Below are 17,875 nucleotides of genomic sequence, written 5' to 3'. Positions count from 1 at the left end.
CCCTGCTTTTTGAGCGCTAATATACTAAAAATATTAGGTGTGTTTGCGGAGAATCAGAAAAGTCTTAGATAACTCCAGAAGGCATCTGAAAGGGTTTGTGACAAAAGAATTAAAACAAAAAAAATAGTCAATGATAAATAATATCACTGACTATTTTTCTTCTTTGTCTATATACTTTGTTAATATACCAGTTTTACATTGTCAACCCATAATGTATTTCCCGGAGAACCGATATAAGCTCCTCCATGACTGGATGTAAATTGAATATACATATGAGTCGGAACATCATTTTCATCTCCCCAGGCCACTTCGTGGATAGGCACGCTTTCACCCTTGCTGTTCACCGTATAACTTTCGGTTGCTTGCAGACGCATCATGTGCGCCTTGTATTCCGGACGATTCGTTATATCACCATACATAATCTCATAAGTTACATTATTTTTCCAGTCCGTAGAGTGATAATAATAAGTCACCATTGTCCCTATCCGTTTCGCATACACATTTCCATTGGCATCTTCCCAACGTTTTTGCAGCAACAGGATAGCTGCCGGATAATCTTTTCCGGGCACATCCGTAATCTTACTGAAACCGGTAGCACGAATACGATTCTCCCGGTCAGACATCTTCACCTTGTAATCAAACTGAAGAGCAACCGGTTTTTTTGTAAACGGAATACCCGTCTGCAACATTTTCTGCGGATTTTTAGTGCCCTTAATCGGCTCATGCACCGAACCGGTAAAGATAGAACCTGCCGCCAACACTGTAATATTAACCAATCCCAGCACTTTCACACTTTCCATGCGTGTATCCAAACGGGCACAGTATCCATCTCCCCGCTTCTCCGGAAAGACCGAAGTATTAGTTTTCGTAATACCGGCCACTTTCGCCATCACATTCGAAGTAGCCCAAGGCGAACCACCCATATTCTTATAAACCTGATCTCCCTTGATCACCGACGTCGGCCCTATCGCATATACATTCTTAGTATTCCCGCCAATAATGCTCGACTCCTTTATCTGACGGTCCACCCATTGATCCATGTCCCCGAAAGGAACCACCTCAACTTTATGTTGCGCCATCAAAGACAAGGAAGAAATAAATGCAACGAAACCTGTCATCAACAGGCGATGAATGCTTTTCTGAATCATCAATACTTTTCCTTTCTTTTTCTTCTTATAAATTATAATCCCATTGTTTCAAAGCAAAATCCCAGTTCTTTTCTACCAACTGAATCGTACGGTCGTCATATTTATATTTATTCTTCTTATATCCCTTCTTTCCGCCCACGTATTTTTCTATATCGCTACGTGCTTCAGCAAATCCGGGGATAGAAAGAGACTTATAAATAGTTTCCGTCATACCCATCGCATCCGCTTCGAAATCTTCAAATTTCACTTCCATCAGGTTACCTTCCGGAATAAACTTCTTATCCGATTCATACTTATGATAAAGCTTTGCATAGATAGAAAGGATATTTTCCTCCAATTGTTCATTGCTGACATCCTGCAACTTCAACGGCTGAATCGTATTTGTAAAGAAACTGCGTGTAGATTCGAATACGGTATACGGATTACGCATCAGGTAGATAAACTTAGCATTCGGGAACATTTTCACTAATTCCTTCACCCTTCCGGTATGCGGAGGGTTCTTACTAAGGAATTGAGTACCATGAGTATTCCACAAAGAAATCTTAATCAATTTAGTGAACACCTCTTCAAATACCTTCAATTCGGCATCCGTTATGTCATCAAACAAAAGATATTTATCAGCATACTCCTGCTGATACTTCGGCAGAAACCAGAAATTATAATAGGTATAAGGCATCATGTTCGACAAAGCAAACTCCTCTTCCTGGGGAAGATCCACTGCCAGTTCCATATTATCCGTCGGACGCTTATCCGGCATCAGCCAACTCATATTCTTTTTGAAGAAAGGTTGTCCCCACATCATCAGATGAGGAAATACAGTCTGATAAGTAGTGTTATACCCAAAATGCTTATCACAAGAGAATACATTATGTACAAACGTAGTTCCGCTTCGCCAGTGTCCCAGGATAAATACCGGGTCATGCTCCAACGGCTGATTAGCGAGCAGTTTCTCGTAACGCTTGTCCTGCAATGACGCCAATGGAGAAAGCAAGCGGCACACAGCCTTAGTCAATCGATATTTCCCCTTGTAGGCTGCATCAATTTCACGACCGGCAGTAATAGCCTTGAATGTCTTCCAGTCGGCACCTACCAATGTATTAATCGGAAGTTTATTAAATTCGAGTAATCCCACTTTATTAATTAAAAATTAAAAATCGAAAATTAGAAATGACAGTAAAACCATCATTTCCAACTTCCAAATTATTGTTTAACAATCTATTTTATTAGTCGTACGGCCAAGCCCTGGCGTTCCAACTCCTTCACTGCTTTTTCTACTGCTTCATAATGCTCCGGAGCAATTCCCAGCTTCGTCATATCCAATACCGGCACATCTTCCGTGTCGCTCATATCTTTCATTTCCACCCGGTCGATAATCATACCTACCGCTGAAGTATTATTGGTGATCGGATCGATCAAGATAAAGGAACCGCACGATTTATTTTTCTTATAAGGATCAAAGAACAGCTCTTTAGCCGTAGTCAATACCACGCGGGCAATCTGATTCAATTGCAAAGGCAAAGTCTCTTTGGTCAACTGACCATTCTCCAGAGACAGATGTTCCATTGTATTCACATCCACCTTGTACTTTATTGTATCGATGCGCGTACGGCTCAAATTGGTAGTCTGTTTAATAAAGAACGATTTATTAATATCCATCGGTTCTTCATCCATCCAAACCATCATCGCTTCAAAATTACGATCCACAGTCGGCAGATTGTCAGGATGCACCAACATTTCACCACGTGACACGTCAATTTCATCTTCCAGCGTCAAAGTCACAGACTGCGGTGGGAAGGCATAATCCAACTCTCCGTCATAAGTCACGATGCTCTTCACCTTAGAAGTTTTTCCGGAAGGAAGTGCCATCACTGTATCGCCTTTGCGAACAATCCCCGATGCCACTTTACCGCAGAATCCTCTGAAGTCCAGATTCGGACGAAGCACATACTGAACCGGGAAACGGAAATCCGTAAAGTTGTGGTCATTGTCGATATGAACCGTTTCAAGGAAATCGAGCAAAGAAATTCCCTTGTACCACGGAGTACGTTCTGACTTATCCACCACATTATCCCCATCCAATGCAGAAAGAGGAATGCAGTTTACGTCCGGAATACCCAACGGAGTAACAAACTTCTTATAGTCAGCCACAATCTCATTAAAACGCTCTTCCGAGAAGTCCACCAAGTCCATCTTGTTGACAGCCAATACCACATGCTTGATCCCCAGCAAAGACACCAGAAAAGTGTGACGACGAGTCTGGGTAATCACTCCCGTGCGGGCATCCACCAAAATGATAGCCAGGTTAGCCGTAGATCCGCCGGTAATCATGTTACGGGTGTACTGTTCGTGCCCCGGAGTATCCGCGATGATAAACTTACGTCCATTAGTAGAAAAATAGCGATAAGCCACATCAATTGTAATTCCCTGTTCACGTTCAGCCTTCAAACCATCCAGCAATAACGCATAGTCAATATGCTCACCTGCATTTCCTACACGTTTACTATCACGTTCCAGTGCATCCAGTTGATCTTCATACAATTTCTTACTGTCAAACAACAAGCGTCCGATCAATGTTGATTTTCCGTCATCCACCGAACCTGCAGTCAACAGTCTCAATAAGTCTTTCTGTTCATCCTTGTCCAGAAAAGCTTTTATATCTAATTTATTATCTGCCATTACTAGTTACAATTAAAAGTATCCTTCACGTTTCTTTTGTTCCATACTACCCTCCTGGTCAAAGTCAATCACACGGGTAGTACGTTCACTCTTGGTGGTAGTCATCATTTCTTCCACAATCTCTTCGATTGTAGCAGCTCCGCTTTCCACCGCCCCAGTCAGAGGCCAGCAGCCCAACGTACGGAAACGCACCATCTTCATTTCAATCTGATCCCGGTACTTTTCAGGCAAACGCTCATCATCTGCCATAATGATATTACCATCCAAATTAATCACCGGACGTTCCTTAGCATAATAAAGCGGAACAATCGGAATATTCTCCAGACGAATATACTGCCAGATATCCAACTCTGTCCAGTTACTAATCGGGAATACACGGATACTTTCCCCCTTGTGCACACGGGCATTATAAATATCCCACAATTCAGGACGCTGATTTTTCGGGTCCCATTGATGAAATTTATCCCGGAAAGAGAAAATACGTTCCTTCGCGCGTGACTTTTCCTCATCGCGGCGGGCCCCACCAAATGCAGCATCAAACTTATATTTATCCAGCGCATGAAGCAATGCCTGCGTCTTCATCAAGTCTGTATGCACTTTACTTCCATGCGTAAAAGGTCCTACCCCTGCATGAAAAGCCTCCATATTACTTTCCACGATCAGATTCCATCCGTACTTCTTCGCATATTCATCACGGAACTGAATCATCTCCTTGAATTTCCATTTCGAGTCGATGTGCATCAATGGGAATGGCACTTTACCCGGATAAAACGCTTTTTCAGCCAAGCGTACCATCACCGAAGAATCCTTTCCGATACTGTAAAGCATCACCGGATTCTCAAATTCCGCCGCCACCTCGCGGATGATATGAATAGACTCGGCTTCGAGTTCCTTCAAGTGGCTTAATTTATATTCTTCCATTATTTTAAAAATTATGAATTACGAATTATGAATTTGCTGATAACCGCATACTAATTCTTCATCCCTAATTCCTCATTCTTCATTTTATACTCTTCACTTTTGGCAAAACAAGCTCCAACAAACGGTTCACCGATTCCTCCAAAGTCAATTTGGAAGTATCCAGTGACAAAGCCGGATGTTCCGGAACCTCGAATGGTGCGGAAATTCCTGTAAAATTCTGAATCTCCCCTTTCCGTGCCTTCGCATATAAGCCTTTCACATCACGTTTCTCACACTCCTCCAGCGGAGTGCTAACGAAAACTTCCAGAAAATCATCCTTACCGATAATATTCGCAGCCATTTCGCGAATATCATTATTAGGGCTGATAAATGCAGCAATCGTAATGATGCCACTATCCAAAAACAGCTTAGACACTTCAGCTATACGACGAATATTTTCCACCCGGTCCGTTTCGGAAAATCCCAGGTTATTATTAATTCCACTACGGATATTATCCCCATCCAAGATACGGCAAAGCAATCCACGCTTATGGAGTTCACGTTCCAATGCAATAGCAATCGTGCTCTTTCCGGAGCCGCTCAATCCGGTAAACCAGATCATCACACTGTGTTGCCCTAAAAGTTCTTCTTTATCCTGCCGCGTCATCATGCGGTCAAATATCGGATATATATGGTTCTTTTCTTCCATTTACAGATTTATTTATTAAAAGTTCCAGATCAATGGGATCAGGATAATAGATATTAAGAAAGTTATAATATTAAGCGGCAAACCGATACGTACAAAATCCGTAAACTTATAGTTACCGATACCTTGCACAATCAGATTCGTTTGATAACCGATAGGCGTTGAGAAGCTGGCAGACGCAGCCATACAAATCACCACAAAGAAGGGCGTCGGGCTTACTCCCAATTGTGAAGCAATCGACAATGCCAGCGGGAAAGCCAAGGCAGCCGCAGCATTATTCGTTATCAGTTCCGTAAACAGATTCGTAATGATAAACAACATCGCGAGCAACACGTGCGGACCATAATCATCACTCAATCCGATAATAAACTTCGCAACGCTATCTGCCACGCCGGAGTTCACCATTGCCTTACTGATAGCAAACGCACAGGCAATCGTAATCAATATATCCCACGAAATATATTTAGTGTATTTACGAGCAGGGAACAGATTTGTCCATGCCATAATAATAGTAGTGATAGACACAAAGAAAAACATATCCAACTTGATATCCGGAAACATCTCCTTTGTTACCGGAAGTTCACCTACCGTTGCGCCGACAATCATCAGAACCAACAATAACAAAGCAAACCACCGCTTTTTCTTTCCGGTAGTATCCGGTTCATTTCCGTTCGTCAACAAGACAAACACAGAAGATTCACCCCATGTCGGAATAAATGTATCATCAGCCATCACCACCAGCGTATCTCCTTCGTGAAGTACCACATCCTCCAGATTCGACACAAAACGTTGTCCGTTACGTGTTTTAATCTCTTTTACCTCCGCACCGTAATGACGTTGGAAATTAAAATCCTTCAGTTTTTTATTGATACCGGGAAAACGAGCCCCCAAAACAGCCTCTACCCGATGCAACTTCTCCCCCTCTTCTACTTCTTCATCCGGCACAGCCGTGTCCGGACGCGCATCCGGCAAAAGACGCTTGGAAAAAAGAAATATATAAATAATTCCGGCAATAGCGATGAATATTCCCACCTTTCCGAGTTCGAACATAGAAAAGCCCTCAAATCCGGCCTCCAATATCATTCCGTGCACCACCAGATTGGTAGAAGTACCAATCAACGTACAGATACCTCCCAAAATAGTCACATAAGAAAGAGGAATCAGGAACTTCGTAGCCGGGAGATTCACCGATTTAGCCCAATGCTTGATAATCGGGGCAAAAATAACCACGACAGGCGTATTATTCAGAAAGGCAGAAATAAAAGCCACCGAAGGCAAGATACGCAACTGTGCTTTAAACACCGTTGTCTTTCCCTGCGGAAGCAACTTCTTAATCACTTGTCCCAGTGTACCCGACTGACGAATACCTTCACTCACCAAAAACAGCAGAGCAACGGTAATCATCCCTTTATTACTAAACCCTTCCAGCATCTCCTTAGGAGTCAGAATGCCGGCACACAGAAACAAAACCACTACCGAAAAAAGTATCATGCCCGGACGCATCTTGTCTGCTACCAAAGCCGCTACCATTCCTAATAGGGATAATAGTACAAATACAATTTCAAATGTCATATAAACATTATTTAGTGTTCTCTTTTTGGCTCAACAACAAACCACGGATTCAATAAATCCTCCTTGTTATATCGTAGAGGTTCTTCCTTTCCAGCCTGATATACTTCCATCCCTGCGGCACGGGCTATCGCATGCCCTGCAGCCGTATCCCACTCCATCGTCGGAGCGAAACGCGGATATACATCAGCCTTTCCTTCAGCAACCAGACAGATTTTAATAGAACTTCCACTCGAAATCAACTCCACACTGCCGTGTTTCTTCTTTAAATCTGCAATATATGATTCTGTTTCAGGCGACAGGTGCGAACGTGAAGCAACCACAATCAGATGATCGTGCACTTCCTTCAAAGGTAACCGTTCTGATTTTCCGATCAGTTCTTCCAATGCCACGCCGTCACCTTCCAAACTGACAATACCGGAACATTTATAAGCTCCTGCACCTTCAATCCCGAAATAAAGTTCTTTTTTCACAGGCACATAAATAACACCGAACACAGGCACAGAGTTCTGCACCAAAGCGATATTTACCGTAAATTCTCCATTACGCTTGATAAACTCCTTCGTTCCATCCAGCGGATCTACAATCCATAAAGTATCCCACTCACGTCGAGTCTCATACCCTAAATGCTTCCCTTCTTCACTAAGAACAGGAAAAGGAGTATCATTCAGAATAGCCACAATTGCTTCATGCGCTTTTCTGTCTGCTATAGTTAGCGGAGAGTTATCAGCCTTCCTTTCTATTTCAAAGTCCGATGCCGGATCATTATAAATAGAAAGAATCTTTTCACCTGCTTTTAAAGCCGCGTCGATAGCAGCCATTACATATTTTTGTTCCATTCAATCTCTAAATTAATGCCCTATTCACATTCAGGCAATACATTCTCCAAATTAAGAATTGACAAAAGTAAAAACTTTCTTTGCTATAAAAGTTTCCCTCCTATCATTTATAACTTCTTTTAGTAGAAAGATAAAAATATCTAAACGAAGAAGTCACTCATTTTCAATAAAAAAGCAGTAACTTCCCAGTTACCGCCTTCTTATTCGGAAAAAAACGTTCGTTCTTTCCAATATATATTACCAAAAAGAAATCAATATACGCGATACAGCAACCAAGCACCCTGGAAATCCGAACGGTTCGGATATTTAGCCTTGAATGCGTCGCGAGCTTCAGCAGCAGCAGCCTTATCAGCAAATGAATTCACGATAACGCGATACATTGCCTTGTCAGCATTAAATGCAATCGTAGAGTGATATCCTTGTCCATCCAACCAATCTTTCAGGCCTTCAGCATTCGCTTTCACACCAAAGCTACCTGCTACGATACTATAATCTTTCAACCCTTCGTTGCCGGAAACCACTGTAACCTTTTCCTGACGAACGCCGGATGTATCTGCCACTTTAGTAGTTGTCACAGGAGCTGCAACCACCGGAGTTACTTCTACCGGAGCTTCCACCTGCGGTTCTGCCAATTCTTGCTGTTTCGCTTTTTCGTAAGCTTTCTTATAGGCACTTTCGCTGGATTTACAAGATGCAAATGCTAGCACCAAGCATACTCCCATTCCTAATACGACTAATTTTTTCATAATCCTATACTCTGTTTTAATTAATAATTCAATATTCTCGTCTATTATATTTAGTTTCGGGCAACAAAATAATAGAAATTTTATCATCCGGCAAAGAAATCCGTCAAAAAAACGTCTATTCCGGCTTCTTCTTATACGAAATAGTGCCTGTTGCCTGATAAGTAGGCATCAAAAGTACCTCCGCAATCTGAATATGTGCAGGAGCCGACGCGGCAAAATAAACCGTTTCTGCAATGTCATCTCCCGTCAACGGACGAATCCCTTTATAAAAATTATCGGCAGCTTCCTTATCTCCCCGATAACGCACCACTGTAAAGTTTGTCTCCACCATTCCCGGTTTGACATTCGTCACTCTCAATGGAGTATCCACCAGATCAATCCGGAGTCCGTCCGAAAGAGCCTTCACGGCAGCTTTCGTTGCGCAATACACACTTCCGCCCGGATAAGCGGCATCCCCCGCAATAGATCCTATATTAATAATATGTCCGCGTCCGCGTTCCACCATACCGGGCACCACCAAACGCGTCATAGCCAACAGTCCCCTTATATTCGTATCGATCATGATATCCCATTCATCCAGGCTACCCTCGAATTCCTTATCCACACCGATCACCAGTCCGGCGTTGTTCACCAACACATCAATCGCCTTCCATTCTTCGGGTAATGATTCCAAAGAGGCGGCAGCCAATTTCCGGTCGCGCACATCAAAAGGCAATATATAAACCTGGACACCATACGCCCCTTCCAGTTCAGCTTTCAGTTCTTCCAGTTTCGATACGGTACGGGCATTCAGAATCAGATTCCATCCCTCCCTCGCAAATTTACGGGCACAACCCTCACCAATTCCGCTACTGGCGCCAGTTATAAAAACAATCTTAGCTTCCATTATGTTTTGATTTACAATATTCGAAAACAAAAGTACGCCTTAACCTTCAAAGGTTAGCTACGAAAGTCAGTTAAATAAGATTAAACCATAAAAGAAAAAAAGAATTATAAAACGTAGCAAAAAATTTCAGTTTTCACGAACAACCTTTCCATAAAAATGTTATATTTGTTGTATCATAATCATTTTAAACATTATACATTATGAAAGGATTGAATGTTTTAGCAGCTTTTCTGGGTGGTGCAGCCGTAGGTGCAGCCCTTGGTATTTTATTTGCTCCTGAAAAGGGAGAAGATACCCGTCATAAAATCGCAGAGATTCTTCGTAAAAAAGGAATCAAGCTTAATCGCAGTGAAATGGAAACTCTCGTTGACGAGATCGCTGCCGAGATGAAGGGAGAAATAGCAGAATAAGTGAGTAACCAAAGACTAAAAACAGAGCGACCATGTTTGCAGACGATAAAAGTATTGAGAATTTTCAGCAGTTGTTTTTCGAGTTCAAGAAATATCTGGAGCTTCAAAAAGAATATACCAAATTAGAATTGACGGAGAAGTTAACCATACTTTTTTCCACGTTAATTATGATATTAGTACTTATTATCCTTGGCATGGTTGCCCTGTTTTATCTGCTTTTTGCTCTTGCTTATATATTGGAGCCTTTAGTGGGCGGTCTGATGTCGAGTTTCGCCATCATAGCAGGCATCAATGTTGTTCTCATCGCCCTGGTTATTATTTTCCGCAAGCAGCTCATCATTTCTCCGATGGTGAACTTCCTCGCTAATTTATTTTTAACTGATTCAAATAAATAAATTATGAATGCGCAGACCCCGCAGAAATTTACATTAGAAGAGATTGCCGAACGTAAAAAGAAGCTTTTAAATGAGATCCATGCCCAAAAAAAAGCCATGACAGCTACTACACGCGAAATATTTGCCCCACTTGCTCCGGCAACCAACAAGGCGGATGCACTCATGCGTTCGTTCAATACCGGTATGGCTGTATTTGATGGCGTAGTGATGGGAATCAAGATTATGCGGAAGATACGGGCGTATTTTAGAAATTTGAGATAAAAACCATTTAGTCAATCGCTTGATTGGATATTTTCAAATCGTCTATGATTTGTTGCAACACATCTTTTAACTTCGGCAAATCATGTTTTATCACGTCATAAACAATTTCAGCATCTAAATCAAAATAATGATGTGCGATTATATCCCTCATTCCCATTACACCTTTCCAATCCATCTCTGGATAGAAAGATAATAACTTTTTATCTGTTAATTTATCAACACCTTTCACTCCTTCACCGATGGCTATTAATAACATACAAGTACTCTCTAGTCTTTCCATTCCGGATGGAGTCAATAAATAAAAAGAAGGGGAAGTAATAGTTTCCGAGTTCGCTAATATCCTTTCCACCGTTTGGAAAATTTTCTTTAGCAATGATTCTATTATCTGACTTTTACACATAAATTCCATCTTTATTGATACACCCTCTCAATAATTCATCCATATTATTTCGCAACCGAACCAGATCAACAGGGCATTTCAATAGTTTTTCCAATTCTTCTTTAATATGAACTAAAGTAAAGATAGAAGGTCTATCAATTTCAACACAAATATCGACATCACTACCCTCATGTTGTTCACCACGAGCAACGGAGCCAAATATCCCCATGCGAGAAATACCATATTTAGCAGCATTCTTGCGCATATACTCACGAAGCAAAGATAAGTATTCTACAGTAGTCAACATAATAAATTGCTTTTATCTATATTACAAAGAAATGCATTTTCTTTCAAAAACACAATAGATAATCAATAAAAAATATTCTAATTCTTTCTATTATACAAAACTAGAAATCTGAATATTATCTTTAATCAATAAGCATGGTATTAAAAAAACAATATATCAACGATCTTCACAGACAGTTGATATATTTAGAATACATATCAGCATTTTGCCAATATGAGGGGACAGATCAGGAATATACCGCTGTATTTTTCCCAACCTGCAGAATGTAGGGGATTCATGTGTGTAGCATGAAGTTAGGGACCTACATATTTCGTTATATTATAGGCTAATAATCTTCAGAAGTTTATTTTTAGAAAGTGGCTAGTTGATCAACACAAATCAACGATCAATTTCATTTAATTGCCATTATCCTTTCAATAATGCCAATACAAACTGTGGTACTTTCCATGCCATCTTCTCTAATTTAGTCAGAGTAGGCCATAGACCGTGAGAGGAATACACTCTAATGTCCTCTCCCCACATTTTCTTACGCTTAGCACTATCAGTAGAAAGCCCTCCCATACGCATACGTACAACATACTCTTTCAAATAAGTAACAGAAAGTCCGCCCGTCATCAGATAACGCACCAGCAGTTCACTATCCGCAGCAATCTTATAACTTTCGTTATAAAGACCTAGTCTCATCATTACCTCGCGGCGAATATAACAAGTAGGATGTAATGGAAGCCAGCCATGACGTACCTTCCACAAACGATAATCACCGCCAATCCAGTTACGTACTACCTTGTCAGTATTATCGGGATTCACAAAAAGTCCGTCACCATACAGAAAATCCGCTCGAGTAGTCTTCATGTGTTCCACAATGCGGCTTATGACCCCATTATCATAAAAGAAATCATCCGAATGTAGCAATCCGATTACATCACCTGTAGCCACACGAATTCCCTTATTGATGGCTTCATACATACCATGATCAGGCTCACTGATAATAGTTGATATACGATCTTCATATTCTCTAATAATCTCTAACGAACCATCTGTACTCGCCCCATCTACAACAATAAACTCTATGTTATTATAGTCCTGCGCCAAGACACTCTCTATAGCACCACGAATCGTCGCCACACGATTAAAGCATGACGTTATTATAGATACTTTCATAAGATTCTATTTTGAACTCGCTAATTATTGTCATCTCGGAAACCACTCCTGCAGTTTCTTCTCAATCAGTTTCTGTGCGTTTCCTTTCTCTATTTGCTTAAACTCAAAAGTTTTTGCCTGTTCCATTTTTGCAGCAAGCTCCCTTTCGTCAAATACCCCTAGCACACATCCCAAAGTATCCAATTTCCTAATTAATTGAAATTGGTCATGGATATGCTCTACCTTGTCATATCTTGGTATCACAACTATTCTTTTCCTCAATTCCATCGCTTCCGATATTGCTCCCCAGCCACCTTGAAGTATTAATATATCAGCTCTAGAAATATAACCCTTCATCTGCTCCTTTGTACAAAATTTAAAAGCTTTCGCATGTTTGTAGGGATAATCTGTATACCCAGTTTGTACTATCACCTCTTCCTTAGTTATAGCTGCCCATTCATCCACGGCTTTTGCCATACGATTGAAGGCTATGTTCATTGTACCTAAACTAGCAAAAATCATAAAACACCACAACAAATTGAATTAGGAAATAATTGCCGCATCTCTTCCCATTGGACCAAAAATAGATCACTATACCGTTCTATCCATACGGGAGTTTTAGAAGCATGTGTCACATCAGCAGCCGAATTAACAAATATTACTTTTGTCCCCAATAGTTTTTTTGCGAAAAAAACCGTAGGTACAGTCACACCAGCTCCTGTAGTAATGATTACATCTGGGCGTTTCACCAGCACCCAGAATATTGCTTGCAAACAGTTCACTATCAGTGTCCATTTCTTTGCTGGTTGAAAATTCACTAAAAATACATGTTCCTTGTCTGCCATAAAAGCTTTAGTTGATGTCGTTTTTAAGGTAAGCCAATAGCAATCCCATTGCTCGGGAATAGCACCGATAGCCAATTGTAGCTCACGTAAATGCCCGCCTGCCGAACAAGCTAAACAGATTTTAGGAGATTTATGCAACATAAGAGCCACCATAATAATGATTATTCACCATAAATATTTCTTTCTTTTATAAATCTTGCAGGATTACCTGCATAAATGCCAAAATCAGTAGTATTTTTGGTAAGTACTGCGCCAGCACCAACAACCGAATATCGACAAAGATGTAATCCTGGCAGAATTATGGCTCTTGCTCCAATAAACACATCATTGTCAATAACCACATCACCTACAACCAAAGGTAATTTATTATCAGATAAGTCATGGGATCCATTACAGATATAAGCATACTGTGCTATGGTTACTCTTTCTTTTATAATAACAGGTCCCAAATTATATATTTCGCTTCGAGTCGCTATACAAGACCTATCTCCTACGGTTAAAAGCCATGGGGCATATATACGGGCAGTAGGTGCAATAAAAGGATGACCACTAATATGTGCACCAAACAGTTTCAATAGAAATATATGCCACCGATAAAAAGGTTTTGGCAACCACCTTACAAAAAGTGTCCAAACCACTTCCCATATACGAATCATGATTGCTTCTTTCTTTGGCCATGGGCTAGAATACGCATCACGTTGGTTCTTATTTTTACGATAAAGCTCACTCACCACCTAATACTTTTTTAAAAATACTCATATACATATCAGACACTCTACTCACACTAAAACCTGCAGACTTTTTAATTGCTTTCGCTGACATTTCTGAATACATTTTTTCATCTGATAATAAGCGCATTAAACAATTAGCTAACAATTCATCACATCGTACATCAGTATGATCAAAGACCAATCCGTTCTCATTATCCACTATAAAGTCCTTAAAACAATCTAAATTCGAAACAATAGGAACCAATCCTAAGCCCATTGCCTCAAGAGGGGCTACACCGAATGTCTCACCTAATCCAGCTATAGAAGGATAGCAAAAAATATCACCTTTACGTATTTCTTTTGCCAACAAACTAGGTGAGAAAATAGGTTCCACCCATGTTATCCTGTATCCTCTTACTAAAGATTCTAAATAATCTACATAGTCTTCACCACTACCTCCGTCTTCTATTTTCGTTGCACCAATTATCCGTAATCCAACAGATATCCCCACCTCATGGAGTCTTGTCACTGCTTTTACTAATATATCCAATCCCTTTTCTTTATGTACTCTGCCAGAATAAACCACTTCCGGACTATCTGAAAGAGTTTTTACCATGTGTTCATTACAGAATATATGAGTATCAATCGGATTGGGTATGACACAAGCCCTAGATTTCATACTCGGACTCTGTTCTATTAATGCATTGTAAACTGCAGTTGACACACATGCCAAACTACTCATAGCAAAATACGCCCCCATCTGTTTCTTCGGAAATCGTGCCACATTATATAAAGCCCTACGATACTTCCATTTAAATAATAGACAAAGAATAGGGCTCCATATTGAATTAAGCACAAGCATATCACATTTAGGCATTTTACTTAATGCCTTTATTGAAAAAACAAAATCCAGAACAAAGTCCTTTACCCAAGATCCAGTTCTTTCATAGCCATGCAGAAGAAGATTATCATCCATAGAACTCTCTTTTAGTGGTTTCTTAGATATAAAGATGACTTGATGTCCCTTATTTCTCATATCTGTACCGATAGAGTACCATAATTTTTCCACTGCTCCAATAGCATATGGGGGTAGACAGCCAAAAGGCCCTGTTATTATATTTACTTTCATGTCAGCTCAATGATATTATGCAGCATCAAGCCGACTGATTATATAAAATAAGAGATAAGGGTTCACCCCCCGCTAACATTTATTAACACTCTTTTCTTTATAAACTTTGCTGGATTTCCTCCAACCACAGTCCATGGTTCAACATCTTTAATCACCACTGCACGAGCAGCACATACAGCTCCCTGACCTACCGTGACCCCTTGAATAACAAAGGCTTCAGCACATACCCATGCCTGTTCTTCAATTACAATCGGAGCATCAATTTGATGATGATGTGGGTCCATAATATTATGCCCTGCAGTACAAAGAAAAGCCCGTTGACTTACCGTAGCATTACGCCCTATATGAATGGGCGCTGCATTATAACAGTCTACCCCATCGGCCAAACAAGCATAATCATCCATTATTAGCAGCCACGGTTGAAATACCCGAGCAGTAGCATACACAACAGCAGTAGACGCGATCTTAGCCCCAAAAGCACGAAGTAGCATACGTTTCCATCCCATCGCCATAGAGCGAGGAAATGGACGGGCAAAACAAGTCCAAACTACGCCCCATACTAAACGACGTAATTTATTACTCTTTGAATATGGAGTTTTAAACTCCATCAAATCTTTTGTCATATTATTGAGTTATACAATTCTACTATTTGCTTTGCAACAATATCACTTGCAAAGCGCTCCTTTACCAATTGACGACCTCGCAGGCCCATCAGTCTACGCTTCTCAATAGGAGTATGGACAAAATCAATTATGGCATAAGTTAATTCATCCACAGTTCTATCTATCCACCATCCACAGTTATACTTCTCAATCATCGACCAAGGGGCTCCCTTCGTAGTAATTACAGGTGTTCCACAGAGATACGATTCTGCTATCACAATGCCAAAATTCTCATTAAGAGTAGGAAGTACAAACACATCCGAAGAACAATAAGCATCCCACTTATCATCTCCGAACAATCCGCCTACAACATCTACCATATCTGATATATTTAATCGGATAGCCATTTCATTCAACTCTACTACAGTATAATCAGATTCAATACCTGCTATCACTATCTTCCACCCATTAAGTTGTTGCTTTATTTTAGCTACAGCTTCCATCAAAATGTCAATACCTTTATTCTTACGATAAAGTGCCAGGAAAAGTATTTGTTTCCGCTCTTCCCACGATTCTTTGCAACCAATACCATCAACGATTACCCCATTGGGGACAACAGCTACATTTGAATTATATCCCAATGCTAAAAGATTCTCTTTCTCTTTCTCTGCTGTTGCTACAAGTACATCACTTATCTTGATGCTGTGTTTCTGATATAGTAATAATGCAGGCAGTTTCTTTATCCAATAATTCTTCTTGATATCCCAAGGTTCAAGCATGCCATGCGGTGAAAGAGCAACCGGATACCCTTTCGCTTTAGCCCAAAACACAGTCCATGAACATTGTAACATCCAGCAACCATTAACATGTACTACATCAGGCTTTAAATTATCAAGCAAAGCGCAGAACTCATGCTTCATCTTTAGTGGATGCTTAATGCTGCTCTCTATATAATGCACTTTGCAATTAGTTAGTTGCAATTCATTATCACAGAGATGACATACAATATGCAACTCCACTAACTGTCCCAAATTATGTGATAATAACTGTAAATATGCACTTACCCCCCCACCTGATTTTCCAATAGAAGGAATATAGTGTACTACTTTCATAAACTTTCGATTATAAATTCTGCATAAAATAATGTGCCACAGCCTTACATGAAATATGATCTTTGCTCCACGCGATTCGCTCATTTACAGTTTTCCTTATCCAATCACGATTAGCAATACAAGTATCTATCACATTATTCAAACTTGAGGAGCTTTCCAAATTAAATACAATTCCTTGCTGTCTATCTTTTAGTAAATATGAAGCCCCGCAATGATTACTAGTAACCACATATAATCCCATTGTCAGCGCCTCGTTTACCACAGCCCCCCAGCCATCATGCTTAGAAGGTAAAACTAAGACATCATACTGTTGCATAATCTCTGAAATCCTATTCATAGGCTGCATACCATAAAGAATAACTTTCGCCTTAGCTTCTTTATTCATCGTTTCTATCAATGTACGTTTCTCACCATCACCCACTAAGCCTAGCTCCAGTTCGCTCTTCTGGCTTAATATACTAAACATTGCCACAACATTCTTTCTGTCCGAAAAACTACCAACATAAAGGACCTTAAGCTTTTCAGTTATAGGTACAGGCAAAGTCCGCTCTTTCCATTCCGTACAATATATAAAAGGCAATACTTTCCATCGTTTACTCCAAAATCTATAATAATTCACAAACTCATCTTCCATCACCAATAGATAGTTGAAATGTTTTACATATTTCCAATCCTTCAACGCAAACCTTAGGCTGTGTTGCCATAAAGGATAATGATAAAGTAAAGGAGGTTCTGTGATCACTCCACGTTTAAAAGGATAATTTAGTGAAAGTTTCATCCAAGACACAACCTCTGCAAAAGCATTAATACCTGAAAAGAAGCAATAGGTATCCTCACCTTTACATGACTCATATAACTTTTTCACCTGATCAACAGAAGAAGCAATAATAAACTCAACATTACTTACTTTAAGCAGGTTAGAAGCTTTCCATCCCATCAGCTTTCGATCATCGTAATCCACACGAGGAGCTATCACCACTACCCTATCAACATCTGTAAAAACTGACAGTTCTTCGATAAAAGGTATCTGATGCGGACTAATACAATTTTGGAAAAAAAATAAGTTCATTTCAATACAAGATTTTGCAAATAAAAAAGATCATAACAAATAAGCT

Annotated in this window: 22 protein-coding genes; 3 read left to right on the top strand and 19 right to left on the bottom strand. The window is 40.2% G+C overall.

The features are described 5' to 3' along the window. Positions 1–179 precede the first annotated feature (179 nt). The 9 genes from INE92_RS04135 to INE92_RS04095 all read right to left on the bottom strand — a co-directional run bounded on the left by INE92_RS04135 (position 180) and on the right by INE92_RS04095 (position 9,470). Positions 180–1,148, bottom strand: coding sequence for a PCMD domain-containing protein (locus INE92_RS04135; protein ID WP_008021985.1), 969 nt, complete (start codon positions 1,146–1,148; stop codon positions 180–182). Between the two features lie 25 nt (positions 1,149–1,173). Next, entirely contained in the window at positions 1,174–2,280 is a 1,107-nt protein-coding gene (locus tag INE92_RS04130) for a sulfotransferase family protein (protein WP_195436402.1), read from the bottom strand. Between the two features lie 83 nt (positions 2,281–2,363). Further along, entirely contained in the window at positions 2,364–3,824 is a 1,461-nt protein-coding gene (cysN, locus tag INE92_RS04125; RefSeq protein WP_049702999.1) for a sulfate adenylyltransferase subunit CysN, read from the bottom strand. A 12-nt stretch (positions 3,825–3,836) separates the two neighbouring features. Next, positions 3,837–4,748, bottom strand: a complete 912-nt coding sequence (gene cysD, locus INE92_RS04120) for a sulfate adenylyltransferase subunit CysD (RefSeq protein ID WP_181981116.1) — start codon at positions 4,746–4,748, stop codon at positions 3,837–3,839. A gap of 76 nt (positions 4,749–4,824) precedes the next feature. Then, entirely contained in the window at positions 4,825–5,433 is a 609-nt protein-coding gene (gene cysC / locus INE92_RS04115) for an adenylyl-sulfate kinase (protein WP_015531641.1), read from the bottom strand. A gap of 15 nt (positions 5,434–5,448) precedes the next feature. Then, on the bottom strand, positions 5,449–7,002 hold the full coding sequence (locus tag INE92_RS04110) for an SLC13 family permease (protein WP_055235434.1): 1,554 nt from the start codon (positions 7,000–7,002) through the stop codon (positions 5,449–5,451). Between the two features lie 11 nt (positions 7,003–7,013). After that, positions 7,014–7,838 carry a 3'(2'),5'-bisphosphate nucleotidase CysQ gene (gene cysQ / locus INE92_RS04105; RefSeq protein WP_195436403.1) on the bottom strand — a complete coding sequence of 275 codons (825 nt, stop codon included), beginning with the start codon at positions 7,836–7,838 and terminating at the stop codon, positions 7,014–7,016. Between the two features lie 251 nt (positions 7,839–8,089). Continuing rightward, the gene (locus INE92_RS04100; RefSeq protein WP_004313235.1) at positions 8,090–8,584 is read right to left on the bottom strand and encodes an SPOR domain-containing protein; all 495 of its coding nucleotides are present in this window, start codon (positions 8,582–8,584) and stop codon (positions 8,090–8,092) included. A gap of 115 nt (positions 8,585–8,699) precedes the next feature. Beyond that, the gene (locus tag INE92_RS04095; protein ID WP_009039349.1) at positions 8,700–9,470 is read right to left on the bottom strand and encodes an SDR family oxidoreductase; all 771 of its coding nucleotides are present in this window, start codon (positions 9,468–9,470) and stop codon (positions 8,700–8,702) included. 200 nt (positions 9,471–9,670) lie between these two features. On the opposite strand from INE92_RS04095, the gene INE92_RS04090 reads away from it, so the two are divergent. The 3 genes from INE92_RS04090 to INE92_RS04080 are packed head-to-tail and all read left to right on the top strand — an operon-like array spanning position 9,671 to position 10,536. Continuing rightward, on the top strand, positions 9,671–9,880 hold the full coding sequence (locus INE92_RS04090) for a YtxH domain-containing protein (RefSeq protein WP_004297513.1): 210 nt from the start codon (positions 9,671–9,673) through the stop codon (positions 9,878–9,880). Between the two features lie 32 nt (positions 9,881–9,912). Next, positions 9,913–10,275 carry a phage holin family protein gene (locus INE92_RS04085; RefSeq protein ID WP_004297511.1) on the top strand — a complete coding sequence of 121 codons (363 nt, stop codon included), beginning with the start codon at positions 9,913–9,915 and terminating at the stop codon, positions 10,273–10,275. 3 nt (positions 10,276–10,278) lie between these two features. After that, positions 10,279–10,536, top strand: a complete 258-nt coding sequence (locus tag INE92_RS04080) for a hypothetical protein (RefSeq protein ID WP_004297510.1) — start codon at positions 10,279–10,281, stop codon at positions 10,534–10,536. Between the two features lie 7 nt (positions 10,537–10,543). Here INE92_RS04080 and INE92_RS04075 read toward each other — a convergent pair whose 3' ends face one another. From INE92_RS04075 to INE92_RS04030, 10 genes are all read right to left on the bottom strand, one after another. Beyond that, on the bottom strand, positions 10,544–10,936 hold the full coding sequence (locus tag INE92_RS04075; RefSeq protein ID WP_008644079.1) for a HepT-like ribonuclease domain-containing protein: 393 nt from the start codon (positions 10,934–10,936) through the stop codon (positions 10,544–10,546). After that, positions 10,929–11,222 (bottom strand): nucleotidyltransferase family protein, encoded by a 294-nt coding sequence (locus tag INE92_RS04070; RefSeq protein WP_004311443.1) that lies wholly within the window; start codon positions 11,220–11,222, stop codon positions 10,929–10,931. Before INE92_RS04070 ends, INE92_RS04075 begins: the two co-directional genes overlap by 8 nt. A gap of 405 nt (positions 11,223–11,627) precedes the next feature. Further along, entirely contained in the window at positions 11,628–12,383 is a 756-nt protein-coding gene (locus INE92_RS04065; RefSeq protein WP_008651635.1) for a glycosyltransferase family 2 protein, read from the bottom strand. Positions 12,384–12,413: 30 nt separating this feature from the next. Further along, complete coding sequence (locus INE92_RS04060; protein WP_229096967.1) at positions 12,414–12,839, bottom strand: glycosyltransferase; 426 nt, start codon at positions 12,837–12,839, stop codon at positions 12,414–12,416. A 41-nt stretch (positions 12,840–12,880) separates the two neighbouring features. After that, positions 12,881–13,360: a glycosyltransferase family protein gene (locus INE92_RS04055; RefSeq protein WP_004313228.1), complete on the bottom strand. Its 480-nt coding sequence runs from the start codon at positions 13,358–13,360 to the stop codon at positions 12,881–12,883. Between the two features lie 8 nt (positions 13,361–13,368). Continuing rightward, on the bottom strand, positions 13,369–13,938 hold the full coding sequence (locus INE92_RS04050; RefSeq protein WP_230297196.1) for a DapH/DapD/GlmU-related protein: 570 nt from the start codon (positions 13,936–13,938) through the stop codon (positions 13,369–13,371). Further along, positions 13,931–15,046, bottom strand: coding sequence for a glycosyltransferase family 4 protein (locus INE92_RS04045; RefSeq protein ID WP_074708516.1), 1,116 nt, complete (start codon positions 15,044–15,046; stop codon positions 13,931–13,933). Before INE92_RS04045 ends, INE92_RS04050 begins: the two co-directional genes overlap by 8 nt. A gap of 62 nt (positions 15,047–15,108) precedes the next feature. Next, a complete protein-coding gene (locus tag INE92_RS04040) occupies positions 15,109–15,669 on the bottom strand; it encodes an LbetaH domain-containing protein (RefSeq protein WP_212701961.1) in 561 nt (186 codons plus the stop codon). Continuing rightward, complete coding sequence (locus tag INE92_RS04035; protein WP_074708514.1) at positions 15,666–16,760, bottom strand: glycosyltransferase; 1,095 nt, start codon at positions 16,758–16,760, stop codon at positions 15,666–15,668. Before INE92_RS04035 ends, INE92_RS04040 begins: the two co-directional genes overlap by 4 nt. 10 nt (positions 16,761–16,770) lie before the next feature. Further along, the gene (locus tag INE92_RS04030; RefSeq protein ID WP_212701959.1) at positions 16,771–17,829 is read right to left on the bottom strand and encodes a glycosyltransferase family 4 protein; all 1,059 of its coding nucleotides are present in this window, start codon (positions 17,827–17,829) and stop codon (positions 16,771–16,773) included. Between the last annotated feature and the right edge of the window lie 46 nt (positions 17,830–17,875).

The sequence above is a fragment of the Bacteroides xylanisolvens genome, from assembly GCF_018289135.1.
Taxonomy (GTDB): domain Bacteria; phylum Bacteroidota; class Bacteroidia; order Bacteroidales; family Bacteroidaceae; genus Bacteroides; species Bacteroides xylanisolvens.
Note: the sequence above shows the minus strand (reverse complement) of the source record. Positions and strands in the feature narration are given on the sequence as shown.